General features: G+C 40.3%; 18 protein-coding genes. 9 read left to right on the forward strand and 9 right to left on the reverse strand.

All coding sequences use genetic code 11. The annotated features are described in order from the left end of the window. Positions 1 to 4: 4 nt before the first annotated feature. From gwsG to gwsS, 3 genes are read left to right on the forward strand one after another with little or no spacing between them, the layout of a single operon-like run. Positions 5 to 988 (forward strand): grasp-with-spasm system ATP-grasp peptide maturase, encoded by a 984-nt coding sequence (gene gwsG, locus B3394_RS12585; RefSeq protein ID WP_286924724.1) that lies wholly within the window; start codon positions 5 to 7, stop codon positions 986 to 988. Next, positions 981 to 1,154, forward strand: coding sequence for a hypothetical protein (locus B3394_RS12590; protein ID WP_273246998.1), 174 nt, complete (start codon positions 981 to 983; stop codon positions 1,152 to 1,154). Before gwsG ends, B3394_RS12590 begins: the two co-directional genes overlap by 8 nt. Next, a complete protein-coding gene (gene gwsS, locus B3394_RS12595; RefSeq protein WP_286924752.1) occupies positions 1,141 to 2,151 on the forward strand; it encodes a grasp-with-spasm system SPASM domain peptide maturase in 1,011 nt (336 codons plus the stop codon). The genes B3394_RS12590 and gwsS overlap by 14 nt, the downstream gene beginning before the upstream one ends. 337 nt (positions 2,152 to 2,488) lie before the next feature. On the opposite strand, the gene B3394_RS12600 is transcribed toward gwsS, so the two are convergent. The 5 genes from B3394_RS12600 to B3394_RS12620 all read right to left on the reverse strand — a co-directional run bounded on the left by B3394_RS12600 (position 2,489) and on the right by B3394_RS12620 (position 8,362). After that, positions 2,489 to 3,370: an SDR family oxidoreductase gene (locus B3394_RS12600; protein ID WP_177732885.1), complete on the reverse strand. Its 882-nt coding sequence runs from the start codon at positions 3,368 to 3,370 to the stop codon at positions 2,489 to 2,491. 235 nt (positions 3,371 to 3,605) lie between these two features. After that, complete coding sequence (locus B3394_RS12605) at positions 3,606 to 5,795, reverse strand: multicopper oxidase domain-containing protein (protein WP_286924771.1); 2,190 nt, start codon at positions 5,793 to 5,795, stop codon at positions 3,606 to 3,608. A 7-nt stretch (positions 5,796 to 5,802) separates the two neighbouring features. Then, positions 5,803 to 6,651 (reverse strand): DUF3347 domain-containing protein, encoded by an 849-nt coding sequence (locus B3394_RS12610; protein ID WP_286924817.1) that lies wholly within the window; start codon positions 6,649 to 6,651, stop codon positions 5,803 to 5,805. Positions 6,652 to 6,735: 84 nt separating this feature from the next. Then, on the reverse strand, positions 6,736 to 7,125 hold the full coding sequence (locus tag B3394_RS12615; protein WP_273247003.1) for an HYC_CC_PP family protein: 390 nt from the start codon (positions 7,123 to 7,125) through the stop codon (positions 6,736 to 6,738). 103 nt (positions 7,126 to 7,228) lie between these two features. Beyond that, a complete protein-coding gene (locus tag B3394_RS12620; protein ID WP_286924819.1) occupies positions 7,229 to 8,362 on the reverse strand; it encodes a methionine aminotransferase in 1,134 nt (377 codons plus the stop codon). Positions 8,363 to 8,663: 301 nt separating this feature from the next. Between B3394_RS12620 and B3394_RS12625 the strand changes: the two genes are divergently transcribed. Further along, positions 8,664 to 9,473, forward strand: coding sequence for an energy transducer TonB (locus tag B3394_RS12625; RefSeq protein ID WP_286924822.1), 810 nt, complete (start codon positions 8,664 to 8,666; stop codon positions 9,471 to 9,473). A 60-nt stretch (positions 9,474 to 9,533) separates the two neighbouring features. Here the strand turns inward: B3394_RS12625 and scpA are convergent, their stop codons facing one another. From scpA to udk, 4 genes are read right to left on the reverse strand one after another with little or no spacing between them, the layout of a single operon-like run. After that, positions 9,534 to 11,657, reverse strand: coding sequence for a methylmalonyl-CoA mutase (scpA, locus tag B3394_RS12630; RefSeq protein ID WP_177732898.1), 2,124 nt, complete (start codon positions 11,655 to 11,657; stop codon positions 9,534 to 9,536). Between the two features lie 40 nt (positions 11,658 to 11,697). Then, positions 11,698 to 13,065 (reverse strand): methylmalonyl-CoA mutase subunit beta, encoded by a 1,368-nt coding sequence (locus B3394_RS12635; protein ID WP_177732900.1) that lies wholly within the window; start codon positions 13,063 to 13,065, stop codon positions 11,698 to 11,700. A gap of 9 nt (positions 13,066 to 13,074) precedes the next feature. Next, positions 13,075 to 13,422: an FtsB family cell division protein gene (locus B3394_RS12640; RefSeq protein ID WP_177732902.1), complete on the reverse strand. Its 348-nt coding sequence runs from the start codon at positions 13,420 to 13,422 to the stop codon at positions 13,075 to 13,077. 22 nt (positions 13,423 to 13,444) lie between these two features. Beyond that, positions 13,445 to 14,053 carry a uridine kinase gene (gene udk, locus B3394_RS12645; protein WP_177732904.1) on the reverse strand — a complete coding sequence of 203 codons (609 nt, stop codon included), beginning with the start codon at positions 14,051 to 14,053 and terminating at the stop codon, positions 13,445 to 13,447. Positions 14,054 to 14,211: 158 nt separating this feature from the next. Here udk and B3394_RS12650 point away from each other — a divergent pair, with 158 nt between their 5' ends. The 5 genes from B3394_RS12650 (at position 14,212) to B3394_RS12670 (ending at position 17,279) form a co-directional block, all read left to right on the forward strand. Then, entirely contained in the window at positions 14,212 to 14,604 is a 393-nt protein-coding gene (locus B3394_RS12650) for a hypothetical protein (RefSeq protein WP_286924868.1), read from the forward strand. Positions 14,605 to 14,621: 17 nt separating this feature from the next. Next, a complete protein-coding gene (locus B3394_RS12655) occupies positions 14,622 to 15,194 on the forward strand; it encodes a Crp/Fnr family transcriptional regulator (protein ID WP_177732908.1) in 573 nt (190 codons plus the stop codon). A gap of 65 nt (positions 15,195 to 15,259) precedes the next feature. Continuing rightward, the gene (locus tag B3394_RS12660; RefSeq protein WP_286924870.1) at positions 15,260 to 16,225 is read left to right on the forward strand and encodes a quinone oxidoreductase family protein; all 966 of its coding nucleotides are present in this window, start codon (positions 15,260 to 15,262) and stop codon (positions 16,223 to 16,225) included. An 84-nt stretch (positions 16,226 to 16,309) separates the two neighbouring features. Further along, positions 16,310 to 16,591: a putative quinol monooxygenase gene (locus B3394_RS12665; RefSeq protein WP_177732912.1), complete on the forward strand. Its 282-nt coding sequence runs from the start codon at positions 16,310 to 16,312 to the stop codon at positions 16,589 to 16,591. A 13-nt stretch (positions 16,592 to 16,604) separates the two neighbouring features. Beyond that, positions 16,605 to 17,279, forward strand: coding sequence for an energy transducer TonB (locus B3394_RS12670; protein ID WP_286924872.1), 675 nt, complete (start codon positions 16,605 to 16,607; stop codon positions 17,277 to 17,279). Positions 17,280 to 17,395: the final 116 nt, after the last annotated feature.

Below are 17,395 nucleotides of genomic sequence, written 5' to 3' on the forward strand. Positions count from 1 at the left end.
AATCTTGAGTGCTTATTTTGATCAAAGTACAAATGATGTTATAGATTGGCTCTGTCATTACAAAGTATCTTTTGTTAGAATTGATGGTGAATCATACTTGAATTCTGAACTGAATTATAAAGTAATTCTTTCAGATAACGGTATTGAATTAAGTCTTGGAAATATCTTGTTAAACAATCTTACAGCTGTTTGGAATAGAAGATGGATTCCGTATAATTTTTCATTTAATGATGAATTGAAAAAGTTTGAAGATGTTGATATCGGAGTTTTAGCAAATATTAAGAATAATGTAATAATCGAAATGAGGAAGTCATACAAACTGCTTTTCGATTTTTTACAAACCAAAAATATTAAATCGTTACCCTTTTTTAATTCAATAGCTATAGATAAATTAACAGTTCTAAAAGCCGCTGCCGGTGTTGGATTGAAAATACCTGAAAGTATTATTTGTAATAATAAAAATGACTTATTGAGATTTTACGATAATCATCAGAAAATTATAACGAAGCCTTTAGGAGAAGCAATGAGCTTTTCCGGGAAATCACATAGTTATCTAAATAAAACGGTTATAATTGAGGAGTGTTTTCTTGAACAAATTGAAAAAAGATTTTTTCCTTCACTATTTCAGAAGTATATAGAAAAGGAAATTGAAATTAGAAGCTTTTTTTTAGAAGGTAAGTTTTATTCAATGGCAATTTTTTCTCAATTAGATAAAATGACTTCCGTAGATTTTAGAAATTATAATGATTTGCATCCTAATCGAAATACACCTTTTAAATTACCTGAAGAAGTTGAAAAAAGAATAGATAATTTGATGTCTGTTTTGAATCTTAATACAGGATCTGTTGATATTATACTAACTCCTGATAATGATTTTGTTTTTTTAGAAGTGAACCCTATAGGTCAATTTGGGATGACCTCATATCCATGTAATTATTACTTAGAAAAAGAAATAGCCAAATCTTTAATTGTAAACGTTCATGAATAATAAATTACCCGCCATATACTCATTATTGGAAAAAGTTGAAAAGCAGAAAGAAACTGAAATGCAGGAATTGTTTTTTGATCATATAGGTAAATATAAAACAAAATTAGCTATGTGTTCAGGACCACAAAAACCTATTTCAAAAATGTTAAAAGATGAAGTACTTTAAATTATTTGCCACTTGTATAATTGTAAAAGGTTTTAAACGAAGTTCAATATCAGATTTAGAAAGAAATAAAAATTATATCATTCCAAATTTTGTAGCCGACTTTCTGTTAAGAGGGAATGCTACGATTGATGTAGATGACAATTTAAAACAATGGATTGATTTATTTGTGAAAGAAGAATTAGGTTTTTTTACAAAATATCCGGATTATTATCCAAATTTAAGTTTGGAATGGGATAGCCCGGAAACGATAAATAATGCCATTATAGAAGCAGATAATTTAAATGAAACAGCGCTTATAGACCTTATTAATCAATTAAACGATTTAAGTTGCAGGTATATTGAATTCAGATTTTATTCAAATATAAATATTTCATTATTTGAACAAATACTAATAGACTTACATAAAGGGAGCGTTTCTGGTATCGTGATTTACGCTAAATATGACTCTAATGATATGGAATGTATTCAAGGGTTATTAGCGAAAAGTAATATTATATTAAGTATTGTTCTTCATTCCTGTAATGAGGAAATAATTAATGATAATCCGAGAATATACATTACAAATCAAATTATTAACGCATCTGTTCATTGTGGTCAAATCTCTCAAGACTATTTTTCGATTAACATAAAAACATTTACAGAATCGAATCATTTTAATACCTGCCTGAATAAAAAAATTGCCATTGATAATGATGGAAATATAAAGAATTGTCCGTCCATGAAAGAAAGTTATGGAAACATTAAGGATACTAAGTTAATAGATGTCGTTGATAATTCTTGTTTTAAAGATTATTGGATTATTAAAAAAGATGTAATCGATGTGTGCAAAAATTGTGAGTTTAGACATATTTGTACAGATTGCAGAGCCTATATTGAAGAACCAAACAATAAGTTTTCAAAGCCTTTAAAATGTGGGTATAATCCCTATACTAATAAATGGAGTGAATGGAATTCAGATCATTCTAAAAAGATGTTAATAGAATATTATGGTTTATGAAAATGTTATTTGTTAACAATGTGATAAAGTTAAAACAGTGAGGGAATTAGCAAATTACAATTATTTGCAGTAGCAATACTGGAGCGGAAATGGTTTTGCAGGATTTTTAGGATTATATAATCAGCAGTAATATTGGTGCCTATTATATCTGTCAAAAAGCAATAGAAAATAACAGCAATGCATTCGTTTATGCAGGTTGTGTACTAGATTGTTTAAGCATTGCAATGCATGATATTGTTTAGATGTTGCAGGGGTTTGTTACTGTCCTGCCATTGGTTTTAAACAAGCGGTTTTACCAAAATAAAAAAGACCGGTAATTGCCCGGTCTTTTGATATTTTATTTGTTTCCTTTTTGTTTGATCATGGCTTCCAGCATGTCCCACATTTCTTTTGGAATGGCTTCCAGCAGGTTAAATTGTCCTGCGCCCTGCAGCCATTCGCCACCATCGATGGTAATCACTTCACCGTTAACGTAAGCCGAAAAATCAGAAACCAGATAGGCAGCTAAATTAGCCAGTTCCTGGTGGTCACCCACACGTTTTAACGGTACTTTTTTTGCTAAATCGAACTTGTCCTTTAAGTCACCCGGTAACAAACGATCCCAGGCACCTTTGGTAGGAAAAGGTCCCGGTGCAATGGCGTTGGTACGGATGCCGTATTTCGCCCATTCTACGGCCAAACTGCGGGTCATGGCTAAAACACCTGCTTTTGCTGTGGCCGACGGGACTACATAAGCCGAACCGGTCCAGGCATAAGTGGTGACGATATTTAAAATAGTGGTATTGGTCTGTTTGGTATCTATCCAGTGCTTACCAAAAGCAAGCGTACAGTTTTTAGAGCCTTTTAATACGATATCAATAATCGTGTCGAAGGCATTTGCCGAAAGACGCTCGGTAGGAGAGATAAAGTTCCCGGCGGCATTGTTTAGTAAAACATCTACTTTTCCAAAAGCGTTCAGTACTTCCTGAAGCATGGCTTCTACCTGCTCATAATGGCGGACATCACATGGAACGGCAAGGCATTTTCCTCCGGTTTCCTGTTCCAATTCTTTTGCAGTATTTTGCAGTTTGTCCAGGTCACGGGAAGTTATCGCTACTTTTGCGCCTAATTCCAGGAAATATTTTGTCATGGCTTTTCCCAAGCCACTTCCGCCACCGGTTACGACAATTACTTTGTCTTCCAGTGCATTATCACGAAGCATTTTTGCTGTAAAATTCATAAGTTTTATTTTTTGGAAACGTAAATATAGGGAATTTTTTTATTATGCATGCATAATAAAAAAGAAAGCATGTGAAAGGTTTTGATACCGTTGAAACGGGAAATAAATTTAGGTAAACCAGGTTTTTAAACCTATGTAAAAGCAGCCGGTTACCCGGAATCATAAGGATTGCGGGTGCTGCTACGGTAAAAGCAAAAGGGATAACAACTGCTGTTATCCCTTTTGGTTATTGGATTTAATAGGTCAGGACGATTCCGCCTCCCATACCCATATCGCTGTCGTAATGAGCCGAGAGCGACCAGTATTTGGTGAGGATATACCGGGAACCGACACTGTATTCAAAATCGGTATTCCAGGAGCCCCAAAGCCGGACCCTGTCGGTTACCGGAATGTCTTTGCGGACAAACTGCAAACGGGCTTTGCCTTCATGATCCAAGCGGACATCGGCATTGATAAGCCAGGGCAGCTGGTAGATCAACCCGATACAGGCCACAGCCCTTTGGTTTTGCGTACTTGCCTGCCCGAACAGGTTTTCTTCCCGTTCAAGGCTGTTGTGGTAACGGAAATCAAATCCGGTATATACAGACAGGTATTGGTTTTTATCCAGATAGCGTCCGAAATGAGCTTCGGTTTCATATCCGGTATTCTTGTTAAAGCCCAGGCGCCATTCTACATCAAAGAAATTACGGGTGTTTTCCAGGCGCATTTCGCCATCGCTTCCGTTGCTTTCCAGGCCAACCTCAGCAGAAAAATAATAACGTCTGTCGTCGTTATAAACCATTTTCAAAGCCATTTCCGGATCCGGAATCTGTGGGTTAGGCGGTGAGTTTTCATAGGTAAAGATACGACCCATTCCGGCCATCATGTGGTACAGAATGTGGCAGTGGAAATACCAGTCGCCATATTCCTCCGAAGCATGGAATTCGATCGTGTCGGTTTCCATCGGCATGATGTCCAGTACATTTTTTAACGGAGCATAATCCCCTTGTCCGTTCAGGATACGGAAAAAATGCCCGTGTAAATGCATCGGGTGCCGCATCATTGAATTGTTCGTGACTACAATACGGATGTTTTCTCCTTTTTTGATCAGTACTTTATCCGATTCGGATATGGTTTTATTGTTCAGGGTCCATACATAACGGTTCATGTTTCCGGTGAGCTCAAAATGCAGCGTCCGGACCGGACCATCGGGAAGGTTTGTTTTTACCGGCGATTTCAGCATGGCATAATTCAGGGTAACAATATCGGTATTGCCGGTTTCCTGATGTTGGTGACCATCCATAGCCATACCGGCAGTTTTTTTATCCTTTTCCTTTCCGGTTATTTCGGGATACATAACAGTGTTCATGTCCATTTGCTGCAGGCTCATGTTCATGCCCATATCTTTCATGTTTCCGCCTACGGTCATCATGTCGTTCATCATTTTCATCCCTTCAAAATATTTCAATTTCGGTAAAGGCTGCTGCAGCTGTTTGACGCCGTTGCCTAACCAAAGGGAAGCCTGCCCGGTACGGTCTTCTGCCGTAGCGACCAGTTCAAAGGCGGTGTCTTTATCCGGTATCGTAACGATAACATCATAGGTTTCGGATACGCCTACAATAAAACGGTCGACCGCTACCGGTTGTACATCCATACCATCGCTGGCGACAACCGTTATTTTTCCTCCGGCATAGTTGAGCCAGAAGTAGGTGGAGGCACTGCCGTTAATAATGCGTACCCGTACTTTTTCGCCGGGTTTGAATTGAGGGGCATGATCTTCCTGTTTGCCGTTTACAAAGAAGCGCTCGTAATAAACATCGCTCACATCCATAGCATGCATGCGTTTCCATTCGTTGGTAAACTTGGTCAGGAAATGGCCTTTTCCAATCGCCTCGGCATAATTTTGTGTGGCACCTTTTTTAATGGCATACCAGTCGTTTGCTTTGTGCAGCGAACGTTCGATTTCATGCGGATTGGCATCGGTCCAGTCACTCAGCAGCATGGTATATTCCGGTAGTTCCGGTTCCTGCTTTTTATGGATGATAAAAGCACCGTACATCCCGATTTGTTCCTGCAGCATGGTATGGGAATGATACCAGTAGGTTCCGCTTTGTTTAATCGGGAACTTATAGGTGTGTGTAGACATGCCTTTTATCGGGGCAGTCGTCAGGTAAGGAACCCCGTCCTGTTCATTTGGCAGGAGCAGCCCGTGCCAGTGAATGGATGTTTCGTGGTGCATTTTGTTGTGTATGCGGATTACAGCGGTATCTCCTTCGGTAAAATGAAGCGTAGGCGCCGGAATGCTGCCGTTTATGGCAATGGCTTTTACTTTTTTGCCGGTATAGTTCACCACAGTGTCCGTGACATAGAGGTCGTATTCCTTACTGTTTTGCGCATAGCCGCTAAGGGCTGCAAACAGCAGCAGCAGTTGATAACAATGTTTCATACTGCTGTTATTTTAAAGTTTCCACAGTACTGCCGCAGCTCAGCATGGCAGAGCCGTAATAAGGGTTTTTGATGGTGTTTTCTTTACTTAACCAATGGGCGCCTTTACCGTTATCATACATCGGACACTTCTGATAATAATACGGAGCGCCGTTAGTTATTGTTTTGGCTAGGGCATACAGGTTTTCCGAAAGGGAGGCAAAATGATCGCGCTGGTGTTTTACATCCGTTGTTTCGGCTATATGTCCGGCATCGGTTTTTAAACTGTTCTGGATTTTCATCCACAGGGTATGCTGTTCGGTTTTCATTTTGTCCATTGGCGCAGCAGCAATGGCTTTTAGCAGTTCGGAAGCTTTGGCGGAAGCCGTTTTTCCGTCTGACTTGATCAGCGCATCTTTGATGGAAAAATAGGCCGTATATACCGGGTTAAAAAGCGGACTGTTCTGGTTGGTTTCCGCTGCCGGCATATCATGTCCTTTATGAGAATCATGGTTTTCTGCGATTGTGCTCACTTTTGCCGGGCGGTCATACTGGCAGCATTCCGGCAGGTTTTTATAGGCTTCATCCGGTGCGCGGAATGTTTCGCTGTCATAACCGGCATAGGCTACTTTTTTAAGGATGGCATCGGTATTGGTTTTGGTCTGATCGTAGGTAAGGGTCAGCATATCGGTATCGACATTCCAGTCGGCTTTTACGATACCTTTTTCATTTGCTGCTTTTTCAATGGTTTTCTTACACATCTCGCAGTTGCCATACACTTTTACGGTTTCCGTTTTCGGGTTTTTTATCTGTGCTTCACAGCTTGTAAAGACGAATGCCATAGCAACAGCCATGGCTATATTTCTTAAGGTTTTCATTGTATTGAATTTTTGAATTAAGGAATGATGTAAATAACAATAACCCGTACTGTTTGGGGTACAGGTGTAATCATATTCTAATAATCAAATTCGAAATACTCTGTTAAGCAGGTATATGGGCTGCTTGTAACGGTTGGGTGGGTTGTAATAGGAATAATTAAAGGACTCGGTACTTTTAAAAACATAGGGTATTTCAAGTACGGCCGGTATTGTAAACTGTATATGAAACGGATTGCTGAATTTTTGGGTCAGCAATTCTGCTTTCTGCTGATTGTCGTCAATTTTGATTTTAACCTGTTTGTCTTCGCAGCACGGTTTTTTGGTTGCCTTAATACCGCAAAAGCATTTTGTTTCGTTGGCAGCAGTATGACTCAGTGAGGCCAGTTCTTCTCCGCAAAAATGCGCCGATACATTAACCCCGACTGCGGGGATTAAGTATAAGAGCATTAATATGGTTGCGAAAAACTTTTTCATGAATAAGAATCAATCTTCAAAATTATCGAATTAATGGGATTTTGTCATTAATAATGTGTTAAAAAGTTTTTTAAAGGCTTGGCGGCTAACCGGGATAAGGTTTTTATCGGGTGATCTTTCGCAGGCGTTCCGTTGCCTGTAACAAAGTGTTGTCGTCTTTGGCAAAGCAAAAGCGGATTAGTTTAAGGTCTTTGCCATCGGCATAAAAAGTGGATATCGGGATGGTTGCCACACCATAGTCGGTGATGAGCCTTTTCGTAAAGTCGATATCGTTTTCATTCGAAAAAGAGGCGTAGGAAGCCACCTGGAAATAGGAGCCTTCACAAGGGAGTATCTCAAAAGGAGTTTGGGAGAGCAGTGCTTTAAAGTAATCTCTTTTTTTACGGTACATCGAGGCAATTTCTTTAAAGTCCACAATATCCAGATAGTCGCTAATGGCGGCTTGTGAAATACTGTTGACACTGAATACTAAAAACTGATGGACTTTTTTGATCTCTTTCATCAGGTGTTCGGGTGCAATGGCATACCCGATTTTCCATCCGGTGATGTGCAGTGATTTTCCAAATGAAGAAATCACAATACTGCGGTCGCGGAGTTTTTCATTGGTGTTAACCGATATATGGGGTTGTTCGTAGGTAATGTATTCGTAAACCTCATCCGATAACAGCAGTACATCCGGATACAGGGTCAGTAATTTTTCAAGCTGCAGGAAATCGGCAGCGGTCCATATTTTACCGGTTGGATTATGCGGATTGTTGATGATGAGCATTCTCGTTTGAGTATTCATCTTAGCTGCAATGGCTTCCCAGTCTGGAGTGTAATCGTCATTTAGCGCCACCCGGACCGGTTTGGCATAACTGAGCAGGATGGGGGCTTCATAACAGTCGTAGCTTGGGTCGAGAATGATCACTTCTTCGTTTTTGTTTACCAATGCCTGTATGGTGGCAAAAATAGCTTCGGTAGCGCCTGCGGTCACTAACATTTCCGTAGCCGGATTAACCGCACGATGATAGGACGCTGAGGTTAATGCCACAATTTTGCTCATCAGTCCCGGATGTCCGGTCATTGGCGTATACTGGTGTACATTTTCTGTAGCGAGTTTTGCCGTAATGGTGGTCAATCGTTCGTCTACCGGAAAATTCGGAAATCCCTGCGACAGGTTAATGGCCTGGTGCTCGTTTGCCATTTGGGACATTACGGTAAAAATACTGGTGGTGATATGCGGGAGTTTGGACATTTTTTTGTTTTTATAGTGGATGTACCGGTGTATAAATGTATAAAAATATTTGTTGGAAAGGTAATCTTAGCAGGAGGGATGGTTTGGCGACTGCCGGAAAACAGGTGTATTGTGCCTTCACTGTTACGGATTTTTGAGTGAAGGGTGTTATATGTTCCGGTTTGTGAGAGGTTTTAAGTATTGCAATACAGGGTGTTGTGTTGTTTGTGATGTTTTTTACAATGTGACATGCTGGTTTTTATCATTTTTCTATTTGTTCATTCCGGCCTTTTTACATTTGAAAAACAAAAATACCATTGTCATGCAAAACCGTTTTTGGGCTGTTAGTATTATGGCCATACTTTTTTCTGCACTGCTGCTGGCTGCGAACGGAAAAAGCGTTATCCGGCAGAAAGAACCCGCTGCCTTACCGCTTATTAAAAATGATACTACTTCCGCCACTTTTCCCGGTGGATTCCAAAGCTACTATTCCCTGTTTTTCAGGAATTTTGAGTTTGATAATGTTAAAGACAATAATAAAGAACAGGTTACCGTTACTGTGAATTTTGTTATTACCGAAAACGGTGATATGGAAAACATTGGTGTAACGGGAAGTAATGCTTCGGCTAATGCGGAGGTATTGCGTGTTATAAACAGTCTTGTAACACATAAATGGCTTCCGGCACAAAAGAATGGCATTCCGGTTCGACAGAAGTTAAGACTACCGATAAGTTTGATTTTTGGTGAAGAAGGAAATGATGGAAAAGACGAGCTGATCAGGGCGCTTTTAAAAGTGCTTAAAATAGAAGAACAGGGCGCCAGAGAATTTACGCCGGTACTCAACGCTTTAAAACAAAAACATAAAGGGGTTCCGGATGTCTTCTGGAAAAAGGTATTTAATGAAGGTAAGGAAGCGTATCAGGAACTATATAAACAGGGATACCGGTCTGATTATACAGAAACGGAGATTACCGGTTTACTTGAAAAAGCAAAAGGAGGACCAGGCAATACGGCAAAAGATTTTTATACGGTTCCGGAAGATCAGATAAAAGGTCTTAAGGATTATTTTACGGAAAGAATAACTGAGGTGATCGCGAAAGGGATTGCCCTTGGTAAATTCTCTTCCGATTAAGTAATGTAAATGCAAAAGCCAACCCTAAGGCTGGCTTTTTATAGTGTTTTATGAAAGTTGTTACGCTTCCATTAAAATATCCAGAATCTTAATAGCGGCTTCACTGATTTTTGTTCCGGGACCGAAAACGGCTACCGCACCACTATCGAACAGGTATTGGTAATCCTGCGCCGGAATTACTCCGCCTACGATCACCATAATATCTTCACGGCCGTATTTTTTAAGTTCTTCGATAACCTGCGGCACCAATGTTTTGTGTCCGGCAGCTAAGGAAGAAACACCTAAAATATGCACGTCATTTTCAACGGCCTGTTTGGCAGCTTCTGCCGGTGTTTGGAATAGCGGACCGATGTCTACGTCAAAACCAACATCGGCATAACCGGTCGCTACTACTTTTGCCCCGCGGTCGTGTCCGTCCTGACCCATTTTGGCGATCATGATACGCGGACGACGTCCTTCGGATTTTGCAAAAGCATCGGCCAGTTGTTTTGCTTTTTCAAAACTTTCATCGTTTTTAATTTCTTTACTGTACACGCCACTAAAGGATTTAATTTGTGCTTTGTATCTTCCGAAAACCGATTCCATAGCATCACTGATTTCGCCTAAAGTGGCTCTGTTGCGTGCTGCATCTACGGCTAATTCCAATAAGTTCCCGTTTCCGGATTGTGCACAGGCTGTCAGTGCTGCCAGACATTCCTGTACTTTTTCGGTGTTTCGGGTTGCTTTAATATGTGCTAATCGTTCGAGCTGTTGTTTACGAACGGTCTGGTTGTCTACTTCAAGGATGTGTAATGGATCTTCTTTTTCAAGACGGTATTTGTTTACGCCTACAATAATATCCTGTCCGCTGTCGATACGCGCCTGTTTACGGGCGGCAGCTTCTTCAATTCTCAGTTTGGGAATTCCGGCTTCGATGGCTTTTGTCATACCGCCTAATTCTTCTACTTCTTCAATGAGTGCCCAGGCTTTCTGTGCAATTTCATGCGTCAGGCTTTCTACATAATAACTTCCTGCCCACGGGTCAACCGTTTTGCAGATTTTGGTTTCTTCCTGTAAAAAGATCTGGGTATTACGGGCAATACGCGCCGAGAAATCGGTTGGTAAAGCGATCGCTTCATCCAGGGCATTGGTGTGCAGGGACTGGGTTCCTCCAAATGCTGCGGCTGCGGCTTCAATAGCCGTACGGGCAACATTGTTAAAAGGATCCTGTTCGGTCAGGCTCCATCCGGATGTCTGGCAGTGCGTTCGCAATGCTAATGATTTATCGTCTTTAGGTTCGAATTGCTTCAATAGTTTTGCCCAAAGCATTCTTCCGGCACGCATTTTGGCAATTTCCATAAAGTGGTTCATCCCGATAGCCCAAAAGAAGGACAAACGCGGGGCAAATTCGTCAATTTTCATTCCGGCAGCCAGTCCGGTACGGATGTATTCCAATCCGTCTGCCAGGGTATAAGCCAATTCAATATCTGCGGTTGCTCCGGCTTCCTGCATGTGATAACCGGAAATGGAGATCGAGTTGAATTTTGGCATTTTTTTACTGGTATAATCAAAAATATCAGCAATGATTTTCATCGATGGTGTAGGCGGGTAGATGTAGGTATTACGTACCATAAACTCTTTCAGAATGTCGTTCTGAATGGTTCCGGACAGTAATTTTGCTTCTACGCCCTGTTCTTCGGCAGCGACGATATAGAATGCCATGATGGGCAATACCGCTCCGTTCATGGTCATGGAAACCGACATTTCATGCAACGGAATCTGGTCGAATAGAATTTTCATGTCTTCCACACTGTCAATCGCTACGCCGGCTTTTCCAACATCACCCACTACCCGTTCATGGTCGCTGTCATAACCACGGTGTGTCGCTAAGTCAAACGCAACGGAAAGTCCTTTCTGTCCGGCAGCAAGATTCCTGCGGTAAAAGGCATTACTTTCTTCTGCGGTAGAGAATCCGGCATACTGGCGGATGGTCCACGGACGGCGAACGTACATGGTTGCATACGGACCGCGCAGGTTGGGTGCAAATCCCGCTCCGAAGTGAAGGTGCTCCAGATCCTGTAAAGCTGCTTCGGAATAGGTTTGTTTGATTTCAATTCCTTCTGCATTCACAATGGTTTCCGCATTAACGGCATCCGATTGTGTTCGGGAATTTTCTAAGGTTATATGTTGAATGTTCTTTCTCATTTCAAATCTGATTATTATCCTGATTAGCGTTAAGAAGCTCTTATTGCTTTTCCGTTTCCAGTCGTTCCTGTTCTAATTTTTCAGCCAATCGTTTTTCGATGATCGGTGTGATTAATGTTTTTCTCGGGTTGACTTTTACAAAAGGATATAATTCTAAATCATGGCTCATTCGGTCTTCTTTATTAGGGTATTTGTTGGTTCCCAATAAGATTTCTTTTCCATTATCGAATAATTCCTGTTCTTTTTTAGCGCTTTCACTGATTTTTCGCTGGATGGTTCCTTCGATCAATTGTGTGATGAATCCGCCGTTTGTTTCGATATCTTTAAACAGGTTCAGTGCTTTTTCGGCTAACTGATCTGTCAGGTTTTCAATATAATAGGCACCGTCAGCCGGATTGTTAACGATGTCGAAATAGCTTTCATGTTTTAAAACCAAAAGCTGGTTTCTTGAAATTCTGTCGCCAAACTCGTTGTCTTTATGATAAAGCGCGTCATAAGCCAGATTGGAAACAGCATTGGCGCCTCCTAAAATAGCACTCATGCATTCGGTTGTGGTACGAAGCATGTTGACGTTGTAATCGTAAAGTGTTTTGTTTCGTTTGGTAGGAATGGCAATGATATGGCAGTCAGATTTATGGTCGTATTCTTTTGCCAGTAAGCCAAACAGCAGGCGTATTGCACGAAGTTTGGCTATTTCAAAGAAATAATTGGTTCCTACGGCTACCTGGATCGTTACCGGAGTGCCGATGGTGGCTATGCGGTTGAAATATTCGTTTGCATGGGCTAAAGTGTAAGCGATCTGCTGTACAATATTGGCACCGGCATTTTGATATAATGTACTGTTAATGCTCAGGAAATGAATGTTGGGGCATTTTAGGGAAATGTCATTCAGCGTGTTGAAATCGGTATCCAGATTGCTGTGCCAGTTACCTTCTTTTGCCAGCTGGCCGATAGGGTCAATATGAACAAAAACGGTAGTCTGGTGTTTTTTGGCAATGGCATTTATCTTTTCAAGAAACGGCAAATCCAGGAAATCGAAGTTCAGATATACCGGAACCGTTTCCAGCGGAAGGGCGGATAACAGTTTTTCAATATCGACTTTTTCATTTTCAAGTGTGAATCGCAAACTTTCTGCACCGCGGGCTACTGTTTCTTTAGCTCTTGCGATGGATTTATCAAGGTCGTGAACAAAAATGTTCTGTACAATCTTAAAATTAGAAGCTTCGGTAGTAACTCTTAAAGGTTTTTCGGCTTCATCGATATGATAAAACGGACGAACCTTAATTCCTTCGGGACTTTCCCAAACTAAAGTTTCGTTATAATCGGCTCCTTTCAGTTCATATTGAATTTGTGTTTTCCATTGTTTGGACGACACTGGTTCAAAATCAGTAAACAGTTTGTTACTCATAATGCAAAATTAAAGTGATTTTGTGTCTTCTTCAGGCACATCTTCTTCAAACTCGATGATATAAATATCTTCTTTGTCACGTTTCATATAATATTTTTCACGTGCATATTTTTCTACCTGATCGGGATTTTTAAGTTTTTTGATATTCTCACTGTCCTTTTTGATCTCTTCCTGATAGTATTTTTTATTGTCTTCGAGTTCGTCGATTTCCTTATTTAAAACGCGGTGTTCCAAATAAGAATAGTTGTCCAGAAAAAGCATCCAAACAGCAAAAAACAGCAGCACCAAAACATACCGGTTCCCGAGTATTCTCAGAAATGGATATTTGGTTACAAGTTTTTCGAATGCTTTTTTCATGGGTTATAAAGGTAATTATAAATTATGATATTCTCTGATTGATTACGGCACGAACCACATCGATGGCTACCGTGTTGTATTTGTCATTTGGAATAATAATGTCCGCATAGGCTTTTGACGGTTCGATGAATTGTTCGTGCATCGGCTTTAAAGTAGACTGATAACGGCTTAAAACTTCTTCCATGTCACGGCCGCGTTCGGCGATATCCCGTTTTAATCGTCGGATTAAACGCTCGTCAGAATCGGCATGAACAAATATTTTAACATCGAACATATCGCGTAATTCCGGATTGGTAAGGATTAGGATTCCTTCCACAATCATTACCTTTCTGGGATGGGTCACAATGGTATCATCTGTTCTGTTGTGTGTTACAAAAGAATATACCGGCTGTTCGATTGTTTTTTCCGCTTTTAAATCCTTCAGGTGTGCCACCAGTAATTCAAAGTCGATGGCTCTGGGATGGTCAAAATTAATAAGAGCTCTTTCATCAAAGCTTAGGTTGTGAGTAGCCTTATAATAGGAGTCCTGCGAAATAATCCCTACTTCTGTTTCGGGTAATTCATTCATTATCTGATGGACTACTGTCGTTTTTCCACTGCCTGTTCCTCCGGCAATACCAATTATTAGCATAAAGCGTTTTTATTATTTTTAATCTCGGCAAAAATAATAATTAATAGGATGTAGGGTTTATTTTTTTTAGTTTTATGAGGTTGCAATTCTTTTTGGAAAGTAATTAAGAATAGGTATAAATTGTTCTTTGCAAAAGAAGAACGTAAAAATAAGCAGGAATGGACTTTAAAACATTGGAAAACATCAGCGATACGATTATCCTGGAAGCCTTTAATGCTGCTTTTTCGGATTATTTTATCCCGCTGTTTTTTGATTGGAACAGTTTACAGCTCAAATTGTATTCGGAAAGTATCGACAGGAAGGTTTCGGTAGGCTGCTTCGATGGTGATAAACTCGTTGGGTTTATGCTGCACGGAATGAATGTTGTTGACGGTGTAAAAACAGTTTATAATGCCGGAACCGGTGTGCTCGCGGAAGCCCGCGCCCATAACGGTAAGCCATTAGTGGTGACGAATATTGATAAAACGACAGCACAGGTCAGCCGCTTTCTGACGGCTCATGGGCTGGAACCTTTTATCGGGCAGTATGAAATGAAAATGATGCTGACTTAAGTTACAAGAGTACCGATATGAAAAATACAACGATTAACGATGAAGAAGAGGTAAAGCGCTTTATGCTTTATCTTGCCGGTAAATATGCTCTGGAAGAGATTAAAGTTGATGCCAAAAAAACTCTTTTAAAAGAAGGGGAGAAGGCACTGCGGATCTATTTTGTAAAAGAAGGCTGCCTGCGGCTGTGGATGAACAGTAACGGAAAAGAGATCACGAATCAGTTCTTTTTTGAAGGAAGTCTGGTGGCTTCTTTGGAAAGTGTGATCACGAATCAGCCGAGTGATTTTTACCTTGAAACATTAGAAAAATGTACGTTGTATGTTTTGGAGAAAGACCAATTTGAGGTTTTATGGAAAGAAGATGCCGAATTTAAAGAATGGTTTGACCGTTATATTTTAAATCGGTTTATCTATTATTCCAAACATTTGTTATCGTTTTTAAAAGACAAACCCGAAGACCGCTATGTCAACCTGCTTAAAAAGAATCCGACAATCTTCCAGCGGATTCCGCAGCATTATATCGCTACCTATTTGGGAATAACAGCGGTATCGTTAAGCCGTATCCGGAATAAAACGGCGAAACAATCCTGATTTTCTTAACAATTGTTATCGTTTGGTAGAAGAAGTCTGGCGGAACTTTGCCAAAAAAATAACTTATGAAAGCAGCGATTATAAAACAATTGGGCGATGTTCCGGTTTGTGAAAATTTTCCGGATCCTATTCCTCAAAATGAAAATGAAATTCTGATTAACGTTACGGCAGCGTCGGTTAAAAACCTGGACAAACTGCGCGCAAGCGGCAGGCATTATGCCAGTTACAAACAGCTTCCTGCTGTTGTAGGCTTTGACGGTGTGGGCATTCTGGAAGACGGAACCCGGGTATATGCACAGGGTATAAGCGGTATGATAGCCGAAAGAGCCCTGATTCCCAATCATAAATATATTGTCCTGCCGGAGAAAATCGATGATGTAACGGCAGCGGCACTTCCCAATGCGGTTATCGGTTCGGCAATGGCATTGCTGTTTCGCGCTAAAATTCAAAAAGGAAATGTTGTACTGATCAACGGGGCTACCGGGGTGACCGGTCAGGTAGCGGTACAGCTGGCCAAACATTATGGCGCTTCCAAAGTGATCGCGACCGGCAGAAACGAGCAGTCTTTAGCAAAGTTAACATCTCTTGGAGCCGATACAGTTGTTTCTTTAAAAGCAGCGGATGAAACCATTGTTGAGGAATTGAAAAATATTCAGTTGGCAACACCTGTAGATATTGTTATTGATTACCTGTGGGGACATTCGGTGGAACTGTTGTTAAAAGCACTGAAAGGAGCCGGCGGTTATACCCATCCGGTGCGTATCGTTACCGTGGGAAGTATTTCCGGAGAAGAAATTGAGTTGCGTTCCGATGTGTTAAGGAGTTCAGCGATTGAAATTCTGGGTTCCGGGATTGGCAGTCTTTCCGAAGTGGAAATGAAAAAGTTTATCACCGAAATCCTGCCGGAAGCATTTCAGCTGGCAGCAACGGGAAAGCTTGTCATTGAAACGGTAACCGCAACATTGGACGCCGTTCATGAAGTTTGGAGTGCCAATATAGATCCGGGAAAAAGACTGGTGATTTGTATGTAGCCAGAAAATGCTAAAAATAAGTTTGCTATCCGGAATCTTAAAGAAAATTTCCGATGTTTGTAAATAAAATAATGCCTAACAAAAATGATAGCAATAGTAGCAACACTTAAAGCAAAAGAGCACTACAGGGAAGAAGTTGCAACCGCACTTCAAAAACTGGTGGAAGCATCTTTACAGGAAGATGGATGTCACGAATACCGTTTGCATACCGCAATTAATAATCCTTTGGAATTCCTGTTCTATGAATTATGGGAAGACAAGGAAGCTATAGATAAGCATACTCAAACGGAGCATTTCGTGGGTTTCCAAAAAAATGCCGCCGAATGGCTTGAAAAAAGTGAGATCAATCTTTATAAACCTTTATAAAAATAATTTTAGAATGTCAAAAATAAAACTGCTGGCGTTTTTATGCTGCTTCACTTCCTTTGTTGCCTTTTCCCAAAGTAGTGTTAAGTATGAGGGACAGGAAATCAACCGGATCGATAAGGACGGAAAGAAAACCGGAATCTGGAAATTATTCGATAAAGCAAGGGATATTACGATTGTCGGAAAAATGAAGGATGATGTTTTTGTTTCCAATATCGATTACTATCAGAAAGGAAAGTTAATGGTGACGCAGGATAAAGACAATAATGATGCGTATATTTTTTATATTGATTCGAAACCCGTTTCCGTTAAAGATGTAAGGGAAAATGACAAGGTTAGCATGGTAAAAGATAACGGGGAAGAGCTGGATAAAGGAACAAGAGATTCCTTTTTTAATATCATGATGGTAGAAGCGATGTTTTATGGTGAGACCGGTGCGCTGCCTAATTTTCTTAATAATGAGTTGAATAAAAAAGAATGGGATCATTCCGGGAAGGTAAAAATAGTGTGGATGATTGATAAAAACGGATCGGTAAAAGATGCTAAAGTGATGAAAACCGATGATCCGGTTTTAAACGAAGACGCTATTCGTATTATTGAAAGCATGCCGAGATGGCAGCCGAGTTTTTCCAAAGGAAAGTTTTATCAGACCAGATTAAATACAATAATATCGTTTAATGATATGTAATTTGCATTGAGTGTTACGGACTTCCGTAAGGTGTTGAAAAAAGGATTCAATAACTTTCGTTATAGTAATTTTAAATTCAAATATTATGGCAAAAACAAGTCCATTTCACAGTGAAA

The sequence above is a fragment of the Flavobacterium sp. UBA4197 genome (genome assembly GCF_002379575.1).
Classification (GTDB): domain Bacteria; phylum Bacteroidota; class Bacteroidia; order Flavobacteriales; family Flavobacteriaceae; genus Flavobacterium; species Flavobacterium inviolabile.